The following is a 20,031-nucleotide window of genomic DNA, read 5'->3' as shown; positions in this document are numbered from 1 at the left end:
GTGCCGTCCGTACCGGTGAATGAGGTTCTCTGAGGACTCGGAAGCGCGAGCGATCAGCTCATCGTCAACTGCTCGCGCAGACGTTGCCCGCCGCCGGGTTGAGGATTCCGATGACGTCGATGGTGTTCCCGCACAGGTTGATCGGCAGGTTGATGGGAACCTGGATCACGTCGCCGGAGATGACTCCGGGCGACCCGACGGCACTGCCGGTGGCGCTTGAGTCGGCAACGGCGGTGGTGGCGGTGGCCACGGCGCCGGTCAGGGCCAGGGCGGCGGCGATGACGGCACTACGAACACGCATGGTCTCTCCCGAGGGCTTTGATGGAAAACCGATGGGACAATCACACCGGCTGAAGTGCCCCATTCCTCCGCATTCACCGGAGTGGGGGCGTGTCGCCCCGCTCTGCCCGCCCGTGGGCGCGTCCGGGCCTGTTCACCGGGGGTGTGGCAGGCCGCTCGTCGGTGGCGCATCGGTCCGCCCCGTGGCGTACGACGGGGGCGTCGGCGGCCTGCTCCTTGACGGCCTGTCAGTGCGCTGGTCCGACGGTCCGCTGGCCGTCCACCGGCGGCGCGCATGCCCGTTCACGCCCCGCAAGCCCTCGCCCCGTGTGCCCAACTACCGTGTGCCGCCAGCCCGTTACGGGTAGCCTGGGAGTGGGGGAGCCCAACCCGGCGCACTGAGTCCTCATCTGCGAACGAAACCGCGGGACCCATGACCATCAACCGGCCGGGGCCTGGGTCGGATGGGGGGAAGAAGGGTGCGTGCCCGATGAATCTCGGGCTCCTGTCCGCGGCGGCCGCGGTCGTCTACGCCGCGACGGTCTCGCTGCTGGCCATCACCGCCACCTTCGCCCGACGCGCTGTACGGCGACGTGAGGCGCGGGCCACCTTGCTGCTGCTCGTGCCGCGACGGCACGCCGACTGCCCGGCAGGTGTTGAGCGGACCGGCCGGGCAGCGGGAGGCGGCGTCGTCGGGCTCAGGTCCGCGGCCAGGTCGGAAGCGCGGGACGCCGCCAGGTCTCGTTGGTGACCGCCGCGAACGACGCGTACCAGGCGAGCACCGCGGTGACCAGCCCGAGCCAACCACCCACCTTGGTGGTCACGGTCGACTGCGCGAACTCGCCCGCCGACAGCGTGATGAACGTCAGCGACAGGAAGGCGAAGACGCCCAGTACCGCGCCGCTCGTCCTCAACGCCGCCACCGTCATGTACACCGTGAAGACGGCCCAGACCAGCAGGTACAGGCCGGTCGCCTGGTGGGCGCCGGCCAACGGGAGGTGCGGTGCCACGAACCTGACGTACCCCGCGAAGGACAGCCAGAAGGCGCCGAAGGAGCTGAACGCCGTCGCGCCGAAGGTGTTGCCCTTGCGGAACTCCCACATGCCCGCGAGGAGTTGGGCCAGGCCGCCGTAGAAGAGGGCCAGCGGGAGGACGGCGGCGGACAGGCTCGCGTCGACCAGGTTGGCGTTGAAGCAGCTGAGGACGAAGGTCGTGCTGGCGAACCCGGCCAGTCCGAGCGGACCGGGATCGGCGATCGAGTCGACCGCGGCCTGCCGGGGTTGATCGAGTTGGGCGGTGAGGTTGGGGTTGGCTTCGACCATGGTCGTACTCCTTGCTCTCGACGAGGCGGCCGGGCGGGCCGGGGTGCCGTGGATGCGAGGGTTCCGTCCTGCGTGAACCAGCTGTGTGCGCCGTCGACCGGAGGACGCGCCTCCAGGATGCCCGTGTAATGCTCACTTCACCCCTCTCACCGGCCGGGTTCACCCCACGCGCCAGTCATTGGCGCGTACAACCGGCGCGTGACTCCCGTAACGCGCTCCCGTGTTGGCGTTTTGAAGGGCAACGGCCTCCTAGCGGCGTGCGGTTGGCCTCCCGGCTCAGCGCGGCGGGTGCGGCGTTACGATCCAGTGCCCGCCGCTCCCGCACGAAGGACACGCAACGTGACGCCGACGCCCGACGACGACCTGCGCCAAGTCGCCGCTGTCGGCCCGTTCTTCGGCGTACGGACCGGGGCGACGCAGGGTGGGCCGGGCGGCGAGGGGTACCGGCCGCTCGCCGACTTCTACGCCGGGCCGGGTCCGGGGTCGCCGCTGGGGGAGCGGTTGGCCGCGGTGGCCGAGCGGCTGGGCACCGATGAGCCGAGGGTCGCCGCTTCGCTGGTCTTCCAGGGGCTGGCCGCCCGGCTGTGGTCGCTGGCGCTCGGCTCGGTGGTGCTGTGCGGCCGGATTCCGCCGCTGACCGCGCAGCGGCTGTGGTGGCAGCCGGATCGTATGGCACCGCACGACCTGTGGCTGCCGGACCCGCTGCCGCCCCCGACCGGAGGCGCCGATGCGGCGCGGTGGCTGGCGACGGCGGTGGCCGAGGACCACCTGGCGCCGCTGCACATGGCGATCCGCGCCCTGTGCCCGGTATCGCCGCGGCTGCTGTGGGGGAACGCGGGCTCGGCGCTGGCCGGTTCCGTGCGCGTACTGCACGGGTGGTGCCGCGCGCACGGTCGTCCCGACCAGGCCCGTCACGCCCTCGACCTGGCGGAACGAGTGCTCGCCGCCCCGCCGCTACGCGGCACCGGAACGCTGCGGACGCCGCCCGGCGACCCGGATCCCGTCTTCAGCCGCCGCAGCTGCTGCCTGTACTACCGGGTCCCGGGCGGCGGCCTGTGCGGCGACTGCGTACTGCGGAGGCGGCGCTAGGCCCCGCTGGTCACCGTCGGGGCGGAGAGCCCGGCCAGTAGCCGGTCGAGCACCAGGCCGGCCTCCTGGCGGGCGCGCCCATGGTCCTCCGCGCGGGCGATGTAGAGGCTGGCCTCGGAGATCAGCGCGGCCAGCATCCTGGTCAGCGGGGCCAGCGGCAGCTCCTCGATCTGGTTGTCCCGGATGGCCTCGGTCAGCGCCTCGGCCAGCAGCAGGTAGCCGTGCTCCTCGACCAGGGCGTCCCAGGCGCTGTGCCCCAGCACCGCGGGCCCCTCGATCAGCACGATCCGCTGGAAGTCGGGGTCGGTGCAGGCGTCCAGGAAGGACTGGAACCCGGTGCGCAGCAGCTGCCAGGCGTCCCCCGGCTCCCGTTCGGCCCTGCGGGTCTCCTGTTCGACCAGCCGCTCGGCCATCTCCTGCGCGCACTCCGCCATCACGGCGCGGAACAGGTCCGCCTTGTCCCGGAAGTGGTGGTAGAGCGCGCCTCGGGTGACCCGCGCCGCGCCGACGATGTCCTCTGTTCCGGTGGCGGCGTAGCCGCGCTCGGCGAACAGCCGCCTGGCCGCCTCCACCAGGGCGCGCCGGGTGTCGCTGACGTGTTCCGCCCGGCGGCTGCCGCGGCCTGCGGAAAATCGGGGGCCTTTCATACGTACATCCTGTTCCATACAGACTGTATGTTGGAAGGGGGCCGGGCTCCTGCGCATCGCCGGTCCCGGCTCAGGGTCAGCAGTAGAGGGCTCGGGAACGGAGACATGGATCATGGCACTCCCGCTCAACCTCACCGTCAAGATGGGCAGTTACCTGCTCAAGCAGAAGCTGCTGCGGCGTGAGAAGTTCCCGCTCATCGTGGAGGTGGAACCGCTTTTCGCCTGCAACCTGAAGTGCAACGGCTGCGGCAAGATCCAGCACCCGGCGGGTGTGCTCAAGCAGCGCATGCCGGTCGCCCAGGTGATCGGCGCGGTGGAGGAGTGCGGCGCGCCCATGGTCTCGCTGGCCGGTGGCGAGCCGCTGATGCATCCGCACATCGACCTGATGACCCGCGAGCTGCTCAGGCGCGGCAAGTTCGTTGTGCTGTGCACCAACGCTGTACTGCTGCCCAAGCACCTGCACAAGTTCGCCCCGCACCGCAACTTCGCGTGGATGGTGCATGTCGACGGCCTGCGCGAGCGGCATGACGAGTCGGTGAGCAAGGACGGCGTCTTCGACCAGGCCGTGGAGGCGATCCGGCAGGCCAAGGCGGCCGGTTTCGCGGTCTACACCAACTCCACGTTCTTCAACAACGACAGCCCGCAGGACGTCATCGAGGTGATGGAGTACCTCAACGACGAACTGAAGGTGGACCGGATGGAGCTCTCGCCCGGTTACGCCTACGAGAAGGCGCCCGACCAGGACCGCTTCCTCGGCGTCGAGCAGACGCGGCAGCTGTTCCGGAAGGCGTTCGCCGACGGCAGGCGCCGCAAGTGGCGGCTCAACCACTCCGAGCTGTACCTGGACTTCCTTGAGGGCCGTACCGACTTCGAGTGCACGCCGTGGGCGATTCCCTCGTACTCGCTGTTCGGCTGGCAGAAGCCCTGCTACCTGATGGCGGACGGCTACGCGGCGACGTACCAGGAGCTGCTGGACGCCACCGACTGGGACAGGTACGGGCGGGGCAAGGACCCGCGCTGCGACAACTGCATGGCGCACTGCGGATACGAGCCCACCGCTGTACTGGCCACCATGGGCTCGCTCAAGGAGTCACTGCGGGCGATCACCTCGGGCTGAGTCCGGCTCGTCCAGATCTTGTCGGGCGCGATCAGGGGCCGCAGGTCGCGCCCGGCGAGGCAGCCGCCGACCGGCAGGGTGCCGTACGCGGACGAGGGACCCGCCAGGCGGCGAGCCCCTCGTTCATCCGATCCGTCGTGTGTTACTTGTCTTCGGGCTTGTCCCTGAGGTCCTGCGTCTTGTTGGGCATGTCCTCCTGGGGCTGCGCGGCGCTCTCCCCGGCCTTCTCGGCGCGCTGGGCTTCGCGCTGCGCCCTGGCCTTCTCCGCCATCTCCTTGGCCTTGCGCTTGAAGTCATCCGTGACGCCCATGTCCGCACCTCCTGTGGATCCCTGGGTGCTCCCCAGGCTGGCACGACGCGCCCGAGTGTGCATGTCGGGCGACCCGTCCGCCCGTCCGCCCTCGCGTACAAGGCCGCCGGTGATCCGCCACAGGCCCGCGACCTCGTAGTACGCCCCGTTCACCAGCTGGAGCAGCAGCAGGGTGACCGGCCACAGCGCGCCGCCCAGCGCGGGCACCGTGTCGACCGGCAGCGTGTACGCCATGGTCACCCGAACGGCGGCGTCCGCCAGCATCGCCACCGACCAGATCACGGTGGACACCCGCCAGATGCGGCGGAACGCGGGCTCCCGCTCCCACAGCACCTCCCAGGGGGTGCCGTCGGAGCGGAACCGGCCCTCAAGCAGTGGCCGCGCGCCGTGGTAGACCAGCGGCTGACGGGCGACCTTCACCGAGGCCAGGAACCACAGCCCGCCGACCGCGGTCACCCAGCCGTCCTTGGCCAGCATGAACCGGGTGCCCCCGGTCACCAGCGAGGCGGCAAGGCCCAGCAGCATGGTCGTCGCTATGAAGACGGCCATGCCGTCGAGTCGGCGGTCCCGGAGCAACTGCAGCGCCGCGCTGGCCAGCGGAGCGACCGCCGCGGCCACCAGCGCCGCGTAGGTGCTGGTGCCAGCGGCGCGCAGCCCGTAGAACACCACCAGCGGAAGCGCGATGTCGACCACCATGGTCAGCACCGCCCTACCGGCGGGCGCGCTCATGACGACCGCCGGGTGGCGAGCGCGGCGATGGTGGTGATCTCCTGGACGCACTCCTCGACGCTCAGCCGCGGCGGCTGCCACATCCGTACGATCGCCGCGTCGATCGCCGACTTGATGGTGAGCGCCATCAACTGGGTGTCGAACGCCCGGAACTCGCCGCTGCGTTGCCCTTCGCGCAGGATCGGCTCCAGGGCGTCGACATTGGCACGCGCCGAGGCCGCCATGCCGTAGCGCAGTGAACCATCACTTCCGCGGGCGTTCATCGAGATCTCGTACAGCGCCTGAACATGCGCCGGATAGCGCGCGATCCAGTGCAACTGCGCCTCGATGCGGGCGTGCAGCGCGCCCGCGGCCGTGGTCTGCTCCGCCACCCGCTCGGCGATCATCCGGTCCGCGCCCTGCGCGATCTCCACGACGATCTCGTCCATCAGCTCGTCCTTGGTGCCGAAGTGGTACGAGATCAACCGTGTGCTGGAGATTCCGGCTCGCTCTGCGATCCGGGCGAACGAGGCTTGGGCGTAGCCGAGTTCGGCGATGGTCTCGATCGCCGCCGCCACGATCTGCGACCGTCGTGCGGAGGCGGCGAGTGAGCGCTGTGCTGGTTCCGGGGTGTCCCCGGTGTTCCCCCTTGTTACTCGCATGAGTAACTGATTCCTTGGCTGAGTAACGCCCAAACGCGGGCGGGCTCAGGACTTCGGGGTCTCGACGGCGTCGTCGCTCTCGGCCGTGCTGTCCAGGTGCTTGAGTGCCGCGCGGGCCGCGATCTGGTCGGCGCCGAGGGTCGACCAGAAGGGGTGGACCGTCACCGCGTGGGCCAGCTTCCGTTGCCGGGCCCACAGCGCGTCCACCGTCTGCCGCTCCTCGTCGGTCCAGGCGGGCGTCGCCGGATGTTCGAATCCGTCCTCGTCGACGAACGCCTCGGTGCCCGCGGGGCGGGGCGGCAGGTGCGCGTGCAGGGCGGTCAGCTCGTTCCGTACGGCGTGGAGCTGGCGTTGCAGGGTGCGGAGGTCGTCGGGGAAGGGGAAGGAAGCCACATCGAAATAGTACCTCTGTTCGATTATGTTTCGCCGTAGAGTCATGGCATGGCTTCAGACGAGGGGACCGTACGGGTCGACAGCTGGATCTGGTCGGTACGGCTCACCAAGACGCGTTCGCTCGCCGCCGCGGCGTGTCGTGGCGGCCACGTCCGGGTGAACGGCGAACGCGTCAAGCCCGCCTACGCGGTGCGCTCGGGGGACGAGGTGCGGCTGCACCATGCCGGGCGGGAACGGATCGTGGTCGTCACGCGCGTGGTGCGCAAGCGGGTGGGGGCGGCGGTCGCCGCGGAGTGCTTCATCGACAACAGCCCGCCTCCTCCTCCGCGTGAGGAGTTGGTGGCGGTCGGTCAGCGCGACCGTGGCGCCGGGCGGCCGACCAAGCGCGAGCGTCGCGACCTCGAACGCCTACGCGGGCGTTGAATCGCGCCGGGACGGCGCCAACGGGTATGGGCGGAAGGCGCCCGCTGCGGCAGCAACCCTTGTGCCGCCGCGGGGCGAGAAGCTCGACGGCGTGGCCCGGCGGTGCCGAACCAACCGCAACCGCGGGGCTGTTGGGCCTCCGTGGGTTGCGGTTGTCGCAACCGCCGGACCACGCCGTCGTGGTCGTTCGTCCCGTCGCGGCGGCCTAGCGGACGGTCACGTTGAAGACCGCGGAGGCCGTGTTGCCGCTGACGATGCGCAGGTCGTTCTTGCCCTTCAGGCCGAGCTTGACGCCCAGCGAGTAGGAGCCGTTGCGCGAGACGGGCGCGGAGGCGGGCAGCGTGACCCACTTGCCCTGCTGCTTCTGCTGGAGCGTCACCTTGCTGCCCGCCTTGAGGCCGGTGGTCTTGCCGGTCACCCGGAACAGCTGCCACGCGTGGACCGACGACACCGACGGCTTGGCGGTGATGCTGGCCTTGGCGGCGACGGCCTGGTGCGCGGCGGCGGAAGGCGCGGTGTGCGCGGCCGGGGTGGCCGCCATCGCGGTGCCCGCCAGGGCGACGGAGGCCGCGCTGATGGCGCCGATGGCGGCGATGCGCAGGGAGTGCCGCTTGGTGACGATCATGGATCTGTCCCTTTCGAAGTGGAACATCATTCTTTGCGCCGAAGGCGAGGTAAGTGCCATTGGCGTGGTCTCATCAGAAAAGACGTTCCATCACACGAATGCGTTGTAGGCGCTTTGTCACTGTCCTGCAACAGCCGACTCAGAGCCGGATCAGAGGGTCCGGCGGCCGGGTGGGCGTCGAACTGGCGTGAGGTCGTGTCCCGTCACCGGGTGAACGCCTCTTGCGCGTTGTGACCGCCCGCCGAAGTTCGGCGTTGTCGGTATATGACGACCGTGACAACGCACTGGGGCCTCCTCGGTGGCTTCTCCGTATGGCACGAGCGACCGCGGTACGAAGAATCGATTCCGCGCCCGGCGGCCTCCGCTGACGCGCTGGCCGCCGAGGCGCCGATCTACGAGGCGCTGGCGCGCGGCTGGGTGCGCGCCGGGCGCAGCGTGCCGGGTCAGCACGACAGGGAGTGGGCGGCGTTGGCCGAACAGCCGCCTTGGCCAAGCGGTATCCGACGCCGCGCCCTGGCGCCTGTGGTGGGACGGTGTGACCACGCGGTGCTGCCCAGGCTTTGAGGGCGCGCGGTCACACTCCGGTCGCCCCGTCGATCCGCTCGCGGATCAGATCGGCGTGACCGTTGTGCCGGGCGTACTCCTCGATCATGTGCACGTAGATCCAGCGCAGGCTCACCTCCCTGCCGAGCAGCGTGCCGGTGTCCTGAAGTGAGCGGGCCGCCGCGATCTCCCGGGCCTTGGCGACCTCCCCCTCCCACAGGGTGAACGCCTCCTGGGACGTGGCGTCCTCGGCCACCTCGAAGCCGCCGTCCGGCCCCTCCTCGTCACTCCGCTCGCCGAAGATCGGTGAGACGTCCTCACCGGTCAGGATCCGACGGAACCAGTTCCGCTCCACCTCGGCCATGTGCTGGACGATCCCCAGCAACGACATCGACGAGGGCGGCGCCGACATCTCCCGCAACCGGGTCTCGTCCAGGGCGCGGCACTTCATGGCGAGGGTGGTCCGGTGGAAGTCGAGCCAACTCTCCAGCGTGGTGCGCTCATCGGCGTTGAGTGGCGGGATGGGGCGTTCCGGTGTCGACATCATGGGCGCCATCCTGTCACCGGGGTCTGACAACGGCGGCGGCGAGCCGCCGTCGGCTCGCATCAACTCCATGCGTTCCCCGGGGACTTGGCGACCGCTGGTGATGGTGCTTCAATGCCCGGGGTAAGTTAGGAAACTTTCCTAATGGATCCCATGGGACGGAGAGACATATGCGCCATCACCGCGCGGCACGCTCCCGCAAGCGCGTGACCCTGCTGGTCTCCGCCGGTGTGCTCGCCGCCACGGCCACCCCGCTGGCCGTGGCCGCCGCCGGAAACGCCACCGAACCGACCCCGACGGTCAGTCGGGCCGTAGCCGAGAAGGCGTCAGGGGCCGGGCTGAACGACCCGCGCAAGAAGGAGATCGCGATGGAGCTGGTCTCCAGCGCCGAGAACTCCACGCTGGACTGGAAGGCCCAGTACAAGTACATCGAGGACATAGGCGACGGCCGCGGATACACGGCGGGCATCATCGGATTCTGCTCGGGCACCGGCGACATGCTCGACCTGGTCACCGCGTACACCCGCACCGAGCCTGGCAACGTGCTGGCCAAGTACCTGCCCGCGCTGCGCAAGGTCAACGGAACGGACTCGCACGCGGGCCTCGACCCGAACTTCACCAAGGACTGGAAGAAGGCCGCCGCCGATCCGCTCTTCCAGCAGGCCCAGAACAACGAGCGCGACCGCGTCTACTTCAACCCCGCCGTCTCCCAGGCGAAGGCGGACGGGCTGGGCACGCTCGGCCAGTTCATCTACTACGACGCGATCGTGATGCACGGCCCCGGCGACGACAAGTACAGCTTCGGCTGGATCCGCAAGACGGCGATGCGCAACGCGAAGACGCCCGCACAGGGAGGCAACGAGACCACGTACCTCAACGCCTACCTCGACGCGCGCAAGGTCGCCATGAAGTCGGAGGAGGCGCACAGCGACACCAGCCGGGTCGACACCGAGCAGCGGGTCTTCCTGCGCAACGGCAACCTGAACCTGGACCCGCCGCTGCACTGGAAGGTGTACGGCGACAGCTACTCCATCGACCACTAAGGCGTGTGCGATGGGCCAGCACGGGCCCTGCGAGGCCCCGATGGGGGTGTCCCCAGCGCCGGACACCGCAGGTCCCGCACCAACCCAGCGTGTATGCCCTAGTGACCGAGCCCGAGCAGGAAGCTGACGACGTTCACGACCGGGAGAAGGAGGGGGGCGAGAAGCATGAACCCACCTTTCGTAGGGGACGGTTGCCAGCCGTTGGATGCCCATGCCGACGAGCCGGCACTCGTCGCGTCCCCCGTGCGGGGCCAGGTGTATCGATCCCTCGCCTCCCTGTTCGGAGGTGATGCCCGCGGCCGGTCGGCGGCGCGAGGCGATCGACGGGTCGGCAGGGACCCTGCGGCGCCGCACACCGCGGGTCTCGCACCGGCCCATCTGGACACGACCTGGCACCGCTCGTCCCGCGAGGCCCGTGGCTAGGTGCCGTGCGGCGGGCCAAACCTCGTGAGGGCCTACGCCCGTCTATCGCGTGAATTCGCTCGGCGTGTCTGCCTGGTTGACGGCTGCGGTGGACAAGCTGATCGCGGGGCGAGCCGGGTCGTATCGCGACCAAGGGGGGCACGATACGACCTGGCTCGCCGGGGGAAGCACGCGACGGGAGGGGGAGGCTCATGTTCGCGTGGGGTGCGGGTCCACCGGGCCGGTTCCGCTGGGGCTGGCTGCGGCACTTGGCGGCGGTACTGCTCGGCGGCGCGCTGGTGTTGGTGTGCGGGGGCGTCGGGTGCGCCATGGGCTGGCCGGGCCCAGCGGTCCCGGGAGCACGGGGAGCCGTGCCGTCCGGCTGGGGAGTGCGACCTCCGCCGGGGCTGCCGGGCTTCGGCCGGTTCACCGCCCGGCACTTCTGGCCGTCGGGCCTGCCCGGCATGCGCCGCCCGTTGCGCTGCCCGCACGGGCTGGGCCTGGTGCTGCCCGAAATGGGCCCGAGGTCCTGCGAGGCGTCCGTGCGCGCCGCCGCCTGCGCCCCGCTGCGCTCCGTCGACGTCTCGGGCAGCGTCGCCACCGTACGCACCGCCGGGAATGCGCCGGTGCTGCGACGGCTCACCGGGATGGCCAACCGCAGCTGCGGTGTGCCCGCCCCGCCGCTGCCCGCACCGCCGCAGCCCAATCCACCCGCACCACGGCCGCAGGCCGCTCCCAGCCCACCGGCGGTGCCCGCACCGCCACGCGCCAGCGCGCCCCCCTCGCCGGTGGTGAGAGCGGCCGTACCGCGTCCGGTGGCGTGGCTGCGCCACGTGCCGGACGGCCAGGTCGCAGCACCGGCCGGGTTGTCCACCGTCGGAGCGCTCTTCCTGGTGCTGCTCCCGGCCGTGGTGGCCGGGGTCGCGGCCGGAGCGCGCTCCGGCTCACGCGGTCGGTGACCGGGGAAGCGATGGCGTCGTCCACCGGCAACTCCGTTGCCGGGCAAGGCAGTTGAGGAGGTTTCCGTTGTTCGCTCTGCTCAGCACCCTGGGTGTCGTCCTCGGTGGCGGCCTGGTGGCGGTGGCCTGTGTGGTGGTCAAGCACCGTGTCTTCCCGCCGAAGGCGGACGAGGAGCCCCGGGAGGCGCTCGCCGAGTACATCTCGATGATGATCGGGGTGATCTACGCGTTGGTGCTCGGGCTCGCGCTGGTGTCGGTGTGGGACACCCACTCCAGCGCCGAGGAACACGTACAGACCGAGGCGGGCGCCCTGCACCAGGTCTATCTGCTCGCCGACGCCCTACCGCCCGCCGCGGAACAGCAGGCCAGGAGCACGGCCGTCTCCTACGCCCACCAGGTGACCAGCGGTGAATGGTCCGAGATGATCCGACGCCAGCCGCTCGGCCCCTCGGGCTGGCAACTGCTCAACCGGCTGCGGGACACCTATGAGACGGCGCAACCCACCGGTGCCGCCCAGCAGAACGCCGGGCAGGAGGCGATGGCCCAGTTGTCGGTGCTGGACGAGGCGCGCCGTGGTCGGGAGGCGGACGCGCAGAACCGGTTGTCGAGCGTGCTGTGGGCGGGACTGTTCATCGGCGGGGTGCTGACCGTGGGCTTCATGTTCCTGTTCGGGGTCCAGCGCCGGGCCAGTCATCTGGTGATGGTGATGGGCCTGTCCGGGTTCATCGTCTTCCTGATCGTGCTGATCCACCAGCTCGACATGCCGTTCGGCGGCGCGCTGGGCGTCAACGCGGAGGCGTTCACCCGGTACTTCCCCGGCTCAACCGGCTGATCGCGTCAGTGGTGCTGGCTGATCACCGAGAACAGTCCGCCCTCGACGTCGCGTAGTCCGGCGACCCGGCCGTACGCCGAGTCCTGGGGCTCGCCGGTCACCTCGCCGCCGAGCTTCACGGCCTTCTCGACCGTCGCGTCGACGTCGGCCACCGAGAAGTAGACGTGCCAGCGGGGGCGGACGCGGGGGTCCATGGCGGCCTCCGTACCGCCGCCGGACAGCGCCGCCACGCTGTGCCCGTCCACCCGCAGCACCACCCGGTCGTGCTCGTAGCGCACCTCGTAGCGCTTGGGGTCCTCCTGGTCCCAGCCGAACACCTGGCCGTAGAAGAGGGCCGATTCGAAGGCGTCCCGGGTGCGCAGCTCGATCCACACCGGAGAGGCGATCGGCCACTCCCGGGTGCGGGAGCTGGCCCTGCCCTCCCAGATGCCGAAGGAGGCGCCCGCCGGATCGGAGGCCAGCGCCAGCCGCCCGGCGTCGAACTCCAGCGGGCCCACCGCCACCGTGCCGCCGCGCTCCCTGATCGCGGCGGCGGTGGCGTTGGCGTCATCGGTGCCGAAGTACGTGGTCCAGGTGACCGGCAGCTCCCAGCGCTTGGCCACCTCGCCGATTCCGGCGACCTCCCACCCGCCGGAGTACACCCGAAGGTACGGTCCCCAGCGCTCGGGCCCCGGCTCGAAGCGCCAGCCGAACAGCGGCCCGTAGAAGCCGGTGGCCGTGCCCAGGTCGCGGGCCATCAGACCGACCCAGCACGGAGCGCCGTACACACAGCCTTTCCGCATAACGGTCACGTCGACTCCCGCCGGGCAAGCAGCATCCAACCGGCCCTCGCGGACCGCACTCAGCTTATGCCCGGCGATCTGTCGCCGCTCGCCGTGCGCGGGGCGTGTTCAGGGCCGTTGCGTCGGAGTCTGCGCATAGGTGATGGCCGGGTCGGTGACCGCGACGGGGGCCACGGCCTCGTTGATCCGCGCCATCAGCTCCGGCTCCAGCCGGACACCCGACGCCTTGGCGTTCTCGCCGACCTGTTCAGGGCGCGACGCACCGACGATCGCGGCGGACACGTTCGGGTTCTGCAGCACCCAGGCGACCGCGAGCTGCGCCAGCGAGAGCCCGGCCTCGGCCGCCAGCGGCCGCAGCGCCTGCACCCGCTCCAGCACCTCGTCGCGCAGGAACCGACTGATGAAGTCGGCACCGCCCTTGTCGTCCGTGGCCCGCGAGCCCTGCGGTGGCCGCTGGCCGGGCTGGTACTTCCCGGTGAGCACGCCCTGGGCGATCGGCGACCAGACGATCTGGCCGATGCCCAGCTCCGCGCAGGCCGGGATCACCTCGGGCTCGATCACGCGCCACAGCATGGAGTACTGCGGCTGGCTGGACACCAGCGGAATCCGCAGTTCCCGGGCGAGCGCGTGCGCCCTGCGGATCTGGTCGGCGGTCCACTCCGACACACCGATGTAGTGAGCCTTGCCCTGGTGGACGATGTCCGCGAAGGCCTCCATGGTCTCCTCCAAAGGCGTGAACCGGTCGAAGCGGTGCGCCTGGTAGAGGTCGACGTAGTCGGTCTGGAGCCTGCGCAGCGAGTTGTCGATGGACTCCAAGAGGTGTTTGCGGCACAGCCCGCGGTCGTTCGGGCCGGGGCCGGTGGGCCAGTAGACCTTGGTGAGGATCTCCAGTCCCTCGCGCCGTTCGCCCTTCAGCGCGCGACCCAGCACGGTCTCCGCGCGGGTGGCGGCGTACACGTCCGCGGTGTCGAACGTGGTGATGCCGGCGTCGAGTGCGGCGTGGACACAGTCGGTCGCGGTGTCCTCCTCGACCTGGGAACCATGGGTGAGCCAGTTGCCGTAGGCGATCTCGCTGATCAGCAGGCCGCTGCGGCCGAGATGACGGTGTTCCATGAAAGCCGAATCTAGCTGTGCCGCCCGTGGACGCGGGCCACCGACTTGCCCGCGTCGCGTGCCCGCCGCCTTCCGTACCACCGGCCGTCCGCGTACGAACGCGCGACACAGCCGCGTCGACCGGGTAGGTATTTCGTGGGAGGAGTCATGGCGACCGCAGAACTGCACATCCCGGTTGGCGACGGAAGCCTGCGTGCCCTGCGGTTCGGCACCGGACCGCGGCTGGTGCTCGCCGTGCACGGCATCACCGGGTCGGCCATGGCGTTCCGGGCCGTGGCCCGCCAACTGCCCGAGGAGTACAGCCTGTTCGCCCTCGACCTGCGCGGCCGGGGCGGCAGCGCCGGGCTACCCGGACCGTACGGCCTCGGTCGGCACGCGGACGACGTGCGGCGGACGGCCGAACTCCTCGGCACGGAAGGCAGGTTGACGCTGGTCGGCCACTCGATGGGCGCGTACGTCGCCCTACGGGCCGCGGCGGCGTGGCCGGAACTCTTCGACCGGCTGCTGCTGGTGGACGGCGGTCTGCCGCTGCCGACGCCGCCGGGCGCCGATCCCGACCGCGTGCTCGACGCGACGCTCGGCCCGATGCTGGGCCGCCTTGGCCGCACGTTCGACAGCGCGGCGGCACATCTCGACCTCTTCCGCGCCCATCCCGCGCTCGGGCCCTACTGGAACGAGGACATCGAGGCGTATGTGCGCGCCGACCTCACGGGAGCGGACGGTTCATGGCGCTCACGAGTGAGCGTGGACGCGGTCCGTGCGGACGGCCGGGACCTGCTGACCTCGTCCGCCCGTGTCGCCGCGGACCTCGAACGGCTGTCGCTTCCGGCGCTGTTGGTGTACGCACCGCTGGGCATGTTCGACCGGGCGCCGGGACTGCTGCCGACCGGTCTAGTGGCACGGTGGCGCGACCGCGTCGCGTCGCTGCGCACCGAACTGCTGCCCGGCTGCAACCACTACACCATCGTGCTGGGCGAACCGGCGCGGCTGCTCGCCCGACGGCTCGCCGAGCGGCAGGGTGACGCGCCCTCGTAACGGTGAATGAAGCCGTCCCAAGATCCGCTCCACTACCACTGAGCCCATGACCACTTTCCGATGCGGAGCCGTGGCGGGCGCCGCGTGAGCGGCGGCGAGCCGACGCGGTTGGTCGACGAGGTCACCGCGGGGCCGAGCGGCGCGATGACCCGCGAGGGCGTCATCCTCACCGGCACCCTGACCGTCGCCACCACGGAGCTGCCCGCCAAACGCGCACAGGTGACCTTGCGCGAGGCCGGCTCATCGGAGTGGCACACGCTCGCCGGCAGCCCCTTCCCTGTCCCGCCGGAGGGCATCGGGGCGCTGCACACCATCGTGGTCGCCGCCATCGGTGCCGGATCCCGGCCGTCCGGTTGACCCGCCCGCCAACCGGACGGCCTGAGGGCTCAGTCGTCCGGGACCATCGCCTCGACACAGGCGGCGACGGTGAGCGGCAGCGCGTCGTCCTGACCGGGGATGACCGTGCAGCCGTCGTGCGCGCTCAGCGGCGCCAGCGGCGAGACCAGGGCCGTGGGTACGGTGGCGATGCGCTGCTCACCGCTCATTCCCCTGTTCGGCAAGGGTGTTCCAGAACATCAACTCGTACGCCTGGAGCAGCCGTCCGTAGCGGTGTGCCAGCGGGGTGACGCGACCGGCGTCCAGCCCGGCCTGTACCGCGGCCAGCGCCTGCTGTTCGAGTTGCGACGCGGGTTCCGCGAAGAAGTCGAAGAAACCACATGCCTCGTCGCCGAAGCCGTACCGCTCGCGCAGCGCCCGGCCCATCGTCCGGCAGTAGCCGCCCCACGCGGCGAAGTTGGCGGTAAGCGCGATCACCACGTCCACCGGCTCGGCGTTCAGCGCGAGCCACGCCGCGTACGCCGGGTACGCCTGGCAGCCCGGCTTCGGCTGGTAGCCGTCCACGGACTCGTCGTCCAGACCGAGGGCGTCGGCGAGCGCACCGAGCCTGTCGAGCGCGATGTTCTCCCCGTGCGCGAGGCTGGTGAAGAAGGTGGCGGCGGCCGGATCGGCGGCGCAGCGCTCGGTCAGGTGCAGGAAGCTGCGGCGGTCGCTGGGGATGACGTGGTGCTGTTCCATCGCGAACGCCGCCAGCGTCTCGACCGGCGCCTGCCCGGCGGCGATACGGGGGACCAGCCGGTTGGCGCCGGTGTCAGGGGCCAGTTCGCGGACGGCCTCCGCGAGGACCGCCTGTGCGGTACGGGTCACTTTTCCACCCTTTCTTCCGAGTTGCGGATGTTCGCCGTGCGGTCAGGCCCCGGCCGCGCCGAGCAGGGTGCCCGCCGTGTAGGTAACGGCCATCGCCACCGCTCCGCCCGCGGCGTTGCGCAGTACGGCCTGCCGGGCCGGGGCGTTGCCGAGCCGGGCGCTGGCCCAACCGCACAGTACGAGCGCGCACAGCACCGCGACCACCGTGACGGCCAGGCGCACCGACGCCGGGGGCAGCACGATCGCCAGCAGCGGAAGCAGCGCACCGCAGGTGAACGCCGCGAAGCTGGCCCAGGCCGCGTGCCACGGGTTGGTCAACTCCTCGGGATCGATGCCCAGTTCGACCCGCGCGTGCGCGCCCAGTGCGTCGCGTTCGGTGAGTTGTTCCGCCACCTCGCGGGCGAGGTCGGGGCTGATGCCGCGACCCGCCAACAGGCCGGTCAGCTCGTCCAGTTCGGCCTGCGGGGCGGTGGCCAGCTCCTCGCGCTCCAGGGCCAGCGCGGCCTTCTCCGAGTCGCGCTGTGTGCTCACCGAGACGTACTCGCCCGTCGCCATCGACAGCGAGCCCGCCAGCAGTCCGGCCAGTCCGGCGGCCAGCAGCGTCTGCCGGGACGTGGTCGCCCCCGCTACGCCGACCACCAGCCCGGCGGTGGACACCACGCCGTCGTTGGCGCCGAGCACCGCCGCGCGCAGCCAGTTGAGCCGGGTGCCCAGGCCGCCGGTGTGCGGTTCGTGATGTCCGGCACTCGGCTCGCCGGGTGAATTGTCCTTGTTCACCTGGTGAGCATCTCACTGACCGGCCGTCAGCAAGCGGTATTCCGGGAGGCTTCGGTGGTACGTCGCCGATCGGGCTTCCCGTCCGTGGAAACTAGAGGTGTAGTGTCCTGGTTATGCGGATGGGTGAAGGAGTCGAGTGGGGGCTGCACTGCTGTCTGACACTGGCCTGGCTCGGCGGACAGGATCCGGTGTCGACGGCGAAGCTCGCGGCGCGGTTCGACCTTCCCCAGGCGTATCTCAACAAGCGGCTGCAGGCACTGGTCCGTGCGGGCATCCTCACCTCCACGCCCGGCGTCCGCGGCGGGTTCCGGTTGGGCAGGCCGCCGGAGAAGATCACGTTGATGGACGTGGTCGCCGCGATCGAGGGCCCTGACGACGCGTTCCGCTGCACCGAGATCCGGCAGCGGGGAGACGGCGCGGAGCTTCCGGTGCGGGAGTTCCGCGCGCCGTGCGGGGTGGCCACGGCCATGCGGCGGGCGGAACTGGCCTGGCGGCGGGAGCTGGCCGGGCAGACACTGGCCGACATCATGGCGGCGTCGCCCCCGGTGGCGGCGGAACGGGCGCGGAGCTGGTACGAGCGCGTAAGCGGCTGAACGCCGCTTACGCGGTCAGGTCGCCCTTCCGGCGCGGCCGAGGGCGGGCGCGGTCGGGACTGCGGTTGCGCTGCCGCGCGGGGACGTTTCGGTGTGTGGGGTGCGGTTGCGCTGCCGCGCGGGGCTGCTTTGGTTGTGTGTGGGTTGCGGTGCCGCGCGGGGGCTGGCGGCTTCTGGTCGTGGGGTTGCGGTGGGTTTGAGACCGCTGGTGTGCGTGGCCCGGGCTGCTCGCCGTCGCGGCGGGAGATGATCGCCGGTCCGGCGTGCGATCGTCGCGGAAAACCCACGTCAGGACGCCCCCCGCCAGGACCGGAGAACCGGCCCCGGAGCGTGAGCCGCTGGCGGTTCCCGTGCGATCCGGCTGCGGTGCCGTGGCTCCGGGGCGTCCCGGCAGCGGAGCCGCTGTGCCGGGGCCTCGGGATGCCGTGGGGGGTGATTGCGGGTGCAATGGAGCTACCGGATCCCGCCCGGTGGCGAGGAGGCCTACGGCCATGACTGCTGCGACGCGCCTGCTCAGGGCTCTTCCGGCGGTGCACCGTGACCGCCTGATGGAACTGGCCAAAGAGGTCTCCTTCGACCAGGACTCCCGGATCTTCGAGGAACAGGGCACCGCTGACCGGTTCTGGGTCATCCGATCCGGCGCGGTCACCCTCGACCTGCGAATACCGGGGCGGCGCCCGGCCACCGTCGCCACCCTGGGCCCCGGCGACCTGCTCGGCTGGTCATGGATGTTCCCGCCCTACACCTGGGACTTCGGTGCGGAGGCGCTGAGTCCGGTGCGCGCCTATGAGTTCGACGGGGCGCGGGTGCGCGCGCTGTGCGAGGAGGATCCCGTGCTGGGCTACGCCCTGGTACGGGCCGTGGCGGAGGTCCTCGCCCACCGGCTCCAGATCGCCCGCTCGAAGCTGATGGACCTGCAGACGCAGCGTGGCGGCTCCTGGTGACCAGAGACCCGATTCACCCGTTCGGCTGATTGCGTCGAGTACCGCACACGAAGGGAACGACACCCGTGATCCGCGCCAGCGAGCTTTCCAACCCGGCGGTCCGCGCACTGGTGGACGCCATCAACTCCGGCGACCAGCAGGCCTTCTTCCAGACGCTGACAGACGATGCGACCATGTCCGACGACGGTTCCGACCGCGACCTGCAGCAGTGGACGGACAGGGAGATCTTCTCCTCCAACGGCCGCATGAACGTGGAGTCGCAGTCAGCCGACGGACTGTCCCTGGTCGCCAGCTTCCGCAACGACACCTGGGGCGAGATGCGCACGGCGTGGCGGTTCACCGTCACCGACGGGAAGATCAGCCGGTTCGATACCGGACAGGCCTGAGCTACCAGCCGGTATGCCTCCCGTGCGCCGTTAGAGTGGGGAACTCCCGATATTTGTGGTGGTGGATGTGATGGCAGGGCCGCGCCCGGTCCCTCCGGCAGGCCGCCGGGATCTGGGCGATCGCGGTGATGTGCTCGCGCTGCTGGACGACTTCTACCGTGCCGTCCTCACGGATGACGTACTGGCCCCGGTGTTCGAGGGGGTCGGCGCCGACGTCCCAGCGCATCTACCGGTAATCGCCGACTTCTGGGCGGGGCAGTTGTTCGGCCACGGTGCCTACCGGGGCGGACTGCTCCGCGCGCACCAGCGTGTGCACGGTGAACGCCCGCTGACCCAAGGGCACTTCACCCGCTGGCTGCTGCTGTGGAACCGTGCCGTCGACGCGCGATGGTCCGGTCCCGTGGCGGAACGGGCCAAGGCCCAGGCGGCGCGGATCGCCACCGCGATGCACGGCCGCCTGGAAGGCCAGCGGTCAACTCCGCAAGAGGTACTCGACGCTTCGGCGCCGCGCCTCCCCGTTGTACCCCAACCGCACTCGCACTAGCCCGAGTTGGGCCTCTGCCTTCTGAACTGTTTAGTGATGCTAAATCAATTCTGCTAGAAACTCTCGCTGGTGCTGTACCGTTGGCAGGCGTCAGGCTTGACGCATGATCACAATGGGCTCGGTTCTCGGTGTCTCGGCGGTGGCCCTCGGCATGGTGCTCACCCCGGGTCCGAACATGATGTATCTGGTCTCGCGAAGCCTCACCCAGGGACGTAAGGCCGGTCTGGTCTCCCTTGCCGGGGTCGGCGTCGGCTTCCTGTGCTACCTGGGCGCCGCAAATCTCGGCTTGTCGATGGTGTTCGTCGCGGTGCCCGCGCTCTACGTCACCGTGAAGCTGGCGGGGGCCGGATACCTGGCGTACCTCGCCTGGCAGGCCCTGCGGCCGGGCGGACAATCGGTGTTCACGCCGAGCGAGTTGGCGCCGGACTCCACCCGACGGCTGTTCGCCATGGGCCTGATGACCAGTCTTCTCAACCCGAAGATCGCGGTGATGTACCTCTCGCTCATACCGCAGTTCATCGAGCCGCGGGAGGGCCATGTGATGGTCCAGGGGTTCGTCTTCGGTGGCATCCAGGTGGTGGTCAGCCTGGCGGTCAACTGCGCCATCGTCCTTGCCGCGGGCACCATCGCGCGCTTCCTCGTCCGGCGTCCGACATGGCTGCGGGTCCAGCGCTACCTGATGGGCACGGTGCTCGGTGCGCTCGCGGTCCGGCTGGCGGTGGACAACTCCAACCCCGCACCGGCCTGACGGGCCAC

The 20,031-nt window shown here is 70.5% G+C and carries 28 protein-coding genes; 15 read left to right on the top strand and 13 right to left on the bottom strand.

Annotated elements, in window-relative coordinates; translation table 11 throughout:
* Window positions 1-64: 64 nt before the first annotated feature.
* A complete protein-coding gene (locus O5O46_RS08990) occupies window positions 65-301 on the bottom strand; it encodes a chaplin (RefSeq protein WP_269854779.1) in 237 nt (78 codons plus the stop codon).
* A gap of 468 nt (window positions 302-769) precedes the next feature.
* Between O5O46_RS08990 and O5O46_RS08985 the strand changes: the two genes are divergently transcribed.
* Window positions 770-1,030, top strand: coding sequence for a hypothetical protein (locus tag O5O46_RS08985; protein ID WP_269854778.1), 261 nt, complete (start codon window positions 770-772; stop codon window positions 1,028-1,030).
* On the opposite strand, the gene O5O46_RS08980 is transcribed toward O5O46_RS08985, so the two are convergent.
* On the bottom strand, window positions 978-1,601 hold the full coding sequence (locus O5O46_RS08980; RefSeq protein ID WP_269854777.1) for an acetate uptake transporter: 624 nt from the start codon (window positions 1,599-1,601) through the stop codon (window positions 978-980). The two genes, O5O46_RS08985 and O5O46_RS08980, sit on opposite strands and share 53 nt — an antisense overlap.
* A gap of 339 nt (window positions 1,602-1,940) precedes the next feature.
* Here O5O46_RS08980 and O5O46_RS08975 point away from each other — a divergent pair, with 339 nt between their 5' ends.
* A complete protein-coding gene (locus O5O46_RS08975; protein ID WP_269854776.1) occupies window positions 1,941-2,690 on the top strand; it encodes a (2Fe-2S)-binding protein in 750 nt (249 codons plus the stop codon).
* On the opposite strand, the gene O5O46_RS08970 is transcribed toward O5O46_RS08975, so the two are convergent.
* Window positions 2,687-3,337 carry a TetR/AcrR family transcriptional regulator gene (locus O5O46_RS08970; protein ID WP_269854775.1) on the bottom strand — a complete coding sequence of 217 codons (651 nt, stop codon included), beginning with the start codon at window positions 3,335-3,337 and terminating at the stop codon, window positions 2,687-2,689. The two genes, O5O46_RS08975 and O5O46_RS08970, sit on opposite strands and share 4 nt — an antisense overlap.
* A gap of 112 nt (window positions 3,338-3,449) precedes the next feature.
* On the opposite strand from O5O46_RS08970, the gene hpnH reads away from it, so the two are divergent.
* Window positions 3,450-4,454 (top strand): adenosyl-hopene transferase HpnH, encoded by a 1,005-nt coding sequence (gene hpnH / locus O5O46_RS08965; protein WP_269854774.1) that lies wholly within the window; start codon window positions 3,450-3,452, stop codon window positions 4,452-4,454.
* A 142-nt stretch (window positions 4,455-4,596) separates the two neighbouring features.
* Here hpnH and O5O46_RS08960 read toward each other — a convergent pair whose 3' ends face one another.
* Genes O5O46_RS08960 through O5O46_RS08950 form a run of 3 tightly spaced genes read right to left on the bottom strand, consistent with a single transcriptional unit; the run spans window position 4,597 to window position 6,527 of the window.
* A complete protein-coding gene (locus O5O46_RS08960; RefSeq protein WP_269854773.1) occupies window positions 4,597-5,493 on the bottom strand; it encodes a VC0807 family protein in 897 nt (298 codons plus the stop codon).
* Window positions 5,490-6,134: a TetR/AcrR family transcriptional regulator gene (locus O5O46_RS08955; protein ID WP_269854772.1), complete on the bottom strand. Its 645-nt coding sequence runs from the start codon at window positions 6,132-6,134 to the stop codon at window positions 5,490-5,492. Before O5O46_RS08955 ends, O5O46_RS08960 begins: the two co-directional genes overlap by 4 nt.
* 45 nt (window positions 6,135-6,179) lie before the next feature.
* On the bottom strand, window positions 6,180-6,527 hold the full coding sequence (locus O5O46_RS08950) for a hypothetical protein (protein WP_269854771.1): 348 nt from the start codon (window positions 6,525-6,527) through the stop codon (window positions 6,180-6,182).
* Between the two features lie 48 nt (window positions 6,528-6,575).
* Here O5O46_RS08950 and O5O46_RS08945 point away from each other — a divergent pair, with 48 nt between their 5' ends.
* Complete coding sequence (locus tag O5O46_RS08945) at window positions 6,576-6,950, top strand: RNA-binding S4 domain-containing protein (RefSeq protein WP_269854770.1); 375 nt, start codon at window positions 6,576-6,578, stop codon at window positions 6,948-6,950.
* 205 nt (window positions 6,951-7,155) lie between these two features.
* On the opposite strand, the gene O5O46_RS08940 is transcribed toward O5O46_RS08945, so the two are convergent.
* Window positions 7,156-7,575: a hypothetical protein gene (locus O5O46_RS08940; protein ID WP_269854769.1), complete on the bottom strand. Its 420-nt coding sequence runs from the start codon at window positions 7,573-7,575 to the stop codon at window positions 7,156-7,158.
* A gap of 264 nt (window positions 7,576-7,839) precedes the next feature.
* On the opposite strand from O5O46_RS08940, the gene O5O46_RS08935 reads away from it, so the two are divergent.
* Window positions 7,840-8,139: a hypothetical protein gene (locus O5O46_RS08935; RefSeq protein ID WP_269854768.1), complete on the top strand. Its 300-nt coding sequence runs from the start codon at window positions 7,840-7,842 to the stop codon at window positions 8,137-8,139.
* A gap of 10 nt (window positions 8,140-8,149) precedes the next feature.
* Here the strand turns inward: O5O46_RS08935 and O5O46_RS08930 are convergent, their stop codons facing one another.
* Window positions 8,150-8,662 carry a DinB family protein gene (locus O5O46_RS08930; protein ID WP_269855145.1) on the bottom strand — a complete coding sequence of 171 codons (513 nt, stop codon included), beginning with the start codon at window positions 8,660-8,662 and terminating at the stop codon, window positions 8,150-8,152.
* Between the two features lie 170 nt (window positions 8,663-8,832).
* Between O5O46_RS08930 and O5O46_RS08925 the strand changes: the two genes are divergently transcribed.
* The 3 genes from O5O46_RS08925 to O5O46_RS08915 all read left to right on the top strand — a co-directional run bounded on the left by O5O46_RS08925 (window position 8,833) and on the right by O5O46_RS08915 (window position 11,898).
* Window positions 8,833-9,705, top strand: coding sequence for a chitosanase (locus O5O46_RS08925; RefSeq protein WP_269854767.1), 873 nt, complete (start codon window positions 8,833-8,835; stop codon window positions 9,703-9,705).
* Between the two features lie 614 nt (window positions 9,706-10,319).
* Entirely contained in the window at window positions 10,320-11,066 is a 747-nt protein-coding gene (locus O5O46_RS08920) for a hypothetical protein (protein WP_269854766.1), read from the top strand.
* Between the two features lie 67 nt (window positions 11,067-11,133).
* Window positions 11,134-11,898, top strand: coding sequence for a bestrophin-like domain (locus O5O46_RS08915; RefSeq protein WP_269854765.1), 765 nt, complete (start codon window positions 11,134-11,136; stop codon window positions 11,896-11,898).
* Window positions 11,899-11,903: 5 nt separating this feature from the next.
* On the opposite strand, the gene O5O46_RS08910 is transcribed toward O5O46_RS08915, so the two are convergent.
* Together O5O46_RS08910 and O5O46_RS08905 are read right to left on the bottom strand one after the other, a co-directional pair.
* Window positions 11,904-12,689 (bottom strand): VOC family protein, encoded by a 786-nt coding sequence (locus O5O46_RS08910; protein WP_269854764.1) that lies wholly within the window; start codon window positions 12,687-12,689, stop codon window positions 11,904-11,906.
* A 99-nt stretch (window positions 12,690-12,788) separates the two neighbouring features.
* Window positions 12,789-13,793, bottom strand: a complete 1,005-nt coding sequence (locus O5O46_RS08905; protein WP_269854763.1) for an aldo/keto reductase family protein — start codon at window positions 13,791-13,793, stop codon at window positions 12,789-12,791.
* A 147-nt stretch (window positions 13,794-13,940) separates the two neighbouring features.
* Here O5O46_RS08905 and O5O46_RS08900 point away from each other — a divergent pair, with 147 nt between their 5' ends.
* Window positions 13,941-14,828 carry an alpha/beta hydrolase gene (locus tag O5O46_RS08900; protein WP_269854762.1) on the top strand — a complete coding sequence of 296 codons (888 nt, stop codon included), beginning with the start codon at window positions 13,941-13,943 and terminating at the stop codon, window positions 14,826-14,828.
* A gap of 84 nt (window positions 14,829-14,912) precedes the next feature.
* Window positions 14,913-15,185, top strand: a complete 273-nt coding sequence (locus O5O46_RS08895) for a hypothetical protein (protein ID WP_269854761.1) — start codon at window positions 14,913-14,915, stop codon at window positions 15,183-15,185.
* A gap of 29 nt (window positions 15,186-15,214) precedes the next feature.
* Here the strand turns inward: O5O46_RS08895 and O5O46_RS08890 are convergent, their stop codons facing one another.
* Genes O5O46_RS08890 through O5O46_RS08880 form a run of 3 tightly spaced genes read right to left on the bottom strand, consistent with a single transcriptional unit; the run spans window position 15,215 to window position 16,808 of the window.
* Complete coding sequence (locus tag O5O46_RS08890) at window positions 15,215-15,373, bottom strand: hypothetical protein (RefSeq protein WP_269854760.1); 159 nt, start codon at window positions 15,371-15,373, stop codon at window positions 15,215-15,217.
* Window positions 15,363-16,031, bottom strand: a complete 669-nt coding sequence (locus tag O5O46_RS08885) for a transcriptional regulator (RefSeq protein ID WP_269854759.1) — start codon at window positions 16,029-16,031, stop codon at window positions 15,363-15,365. Before O5O46_RS08885 ends, O5O46_RS08890 begins: the two co-directional genes overlap by 11 nt.
* Window positions 16,032-16,073: 42 nt before the next feature.
* A complete protein-coding gene (locus O5O46_RS08880) occupies window positions 16,074-16,808 on the bottom strand; it encodes a VIT1/CCC1 transporter family protein (RefSeq protein WP_443072431.1) in 735 nt (244 codons plus the stop codon).
* 113 nt (window positions 16,809-16,921) lie between these two features.
* Between O5O46_RS08880 and O5O46_RS08875 the strand changes: the two genes are divergently transcribed.
* The 5 genes from O5O46_RS08875 (at window position 16,922) to O5O46_RS08855 (ending at window position 20,023) form a co-directional block, all read left to right on the top strand.
* Window positions 16,922-17,401, top strand: a complete 480-nt coding sequence (locus tag O5O46_RS08875) for an RrF2 family transcriptional regulator (protein ID WP_269854758.1) — start codon at window positions 16,922-16,924, stop codon at window positions 17,399-17,401.
* A gap of 491 nt (window positions 17,402-17,892) precedes the next feature.
* Complete coding sequence (locus O5O46_RS08870) at window positions 17,893-18,345, top strand: Crp/Fnr family transcriptional regulator (protein ID WP_269854757.1); 453 nt, start codon at window positions 17,893-17,895, stop codon at window positions 18,343-18,345.
* A 65-nt stretch (window positions 18,346-18,410) separates the two neighbouring features.
* Complete coding sequence (locus tag O5O46_RS08865; protein ID WP_269854756.1) at window positions 18,411-18,731, top strand: nuclear transport factor 2 family protein; 321 nt, start codon at window positions 18,411-18,413, stop codon at window positions 18,729-18,731.
* A gap of 70 nt (window positions 18,732-18,801) precedes the next feature.
* Window positions 18,802-19,275: a group III truncated hemoglobin gene (locus O5O46_RS08860; protein ID WP_269854755.1), complete on the top strand. Its 474-nt coding sequence runs from the start codon at window positions 18,802-18,804 to the stop codon at window positions 19,273-19,275.
* Between the two features lie 103 nt (window positions 19,276-19,378).
* Window positions 19,379-20,023, top strand: coding sequence for a LysE family translocator (locus O5O46_RS08855; protein ID WP_269854754.1), 645 nt, complete (start codon window positions 19,379-19,381; stop codon window positions 20,021-20,023).
* Window positions 20,024-20,031 lie beyond the last annotated feature (8 nt).

This window comes from Streptomyces sp. RPT161, from assembly GCF_027533845.1.
Taxonomy (GTDB): domain Bacteria; phylum Actinomycetota; class Actinomycetes; order Streptomycetales; family Streptomycetaceae; genus Streptantibioticus_A; species Streptantibioticus_A silvisoli_A.
This window is presented reverse-complemented; position numbering and strand designations above follow the sequence as displayed.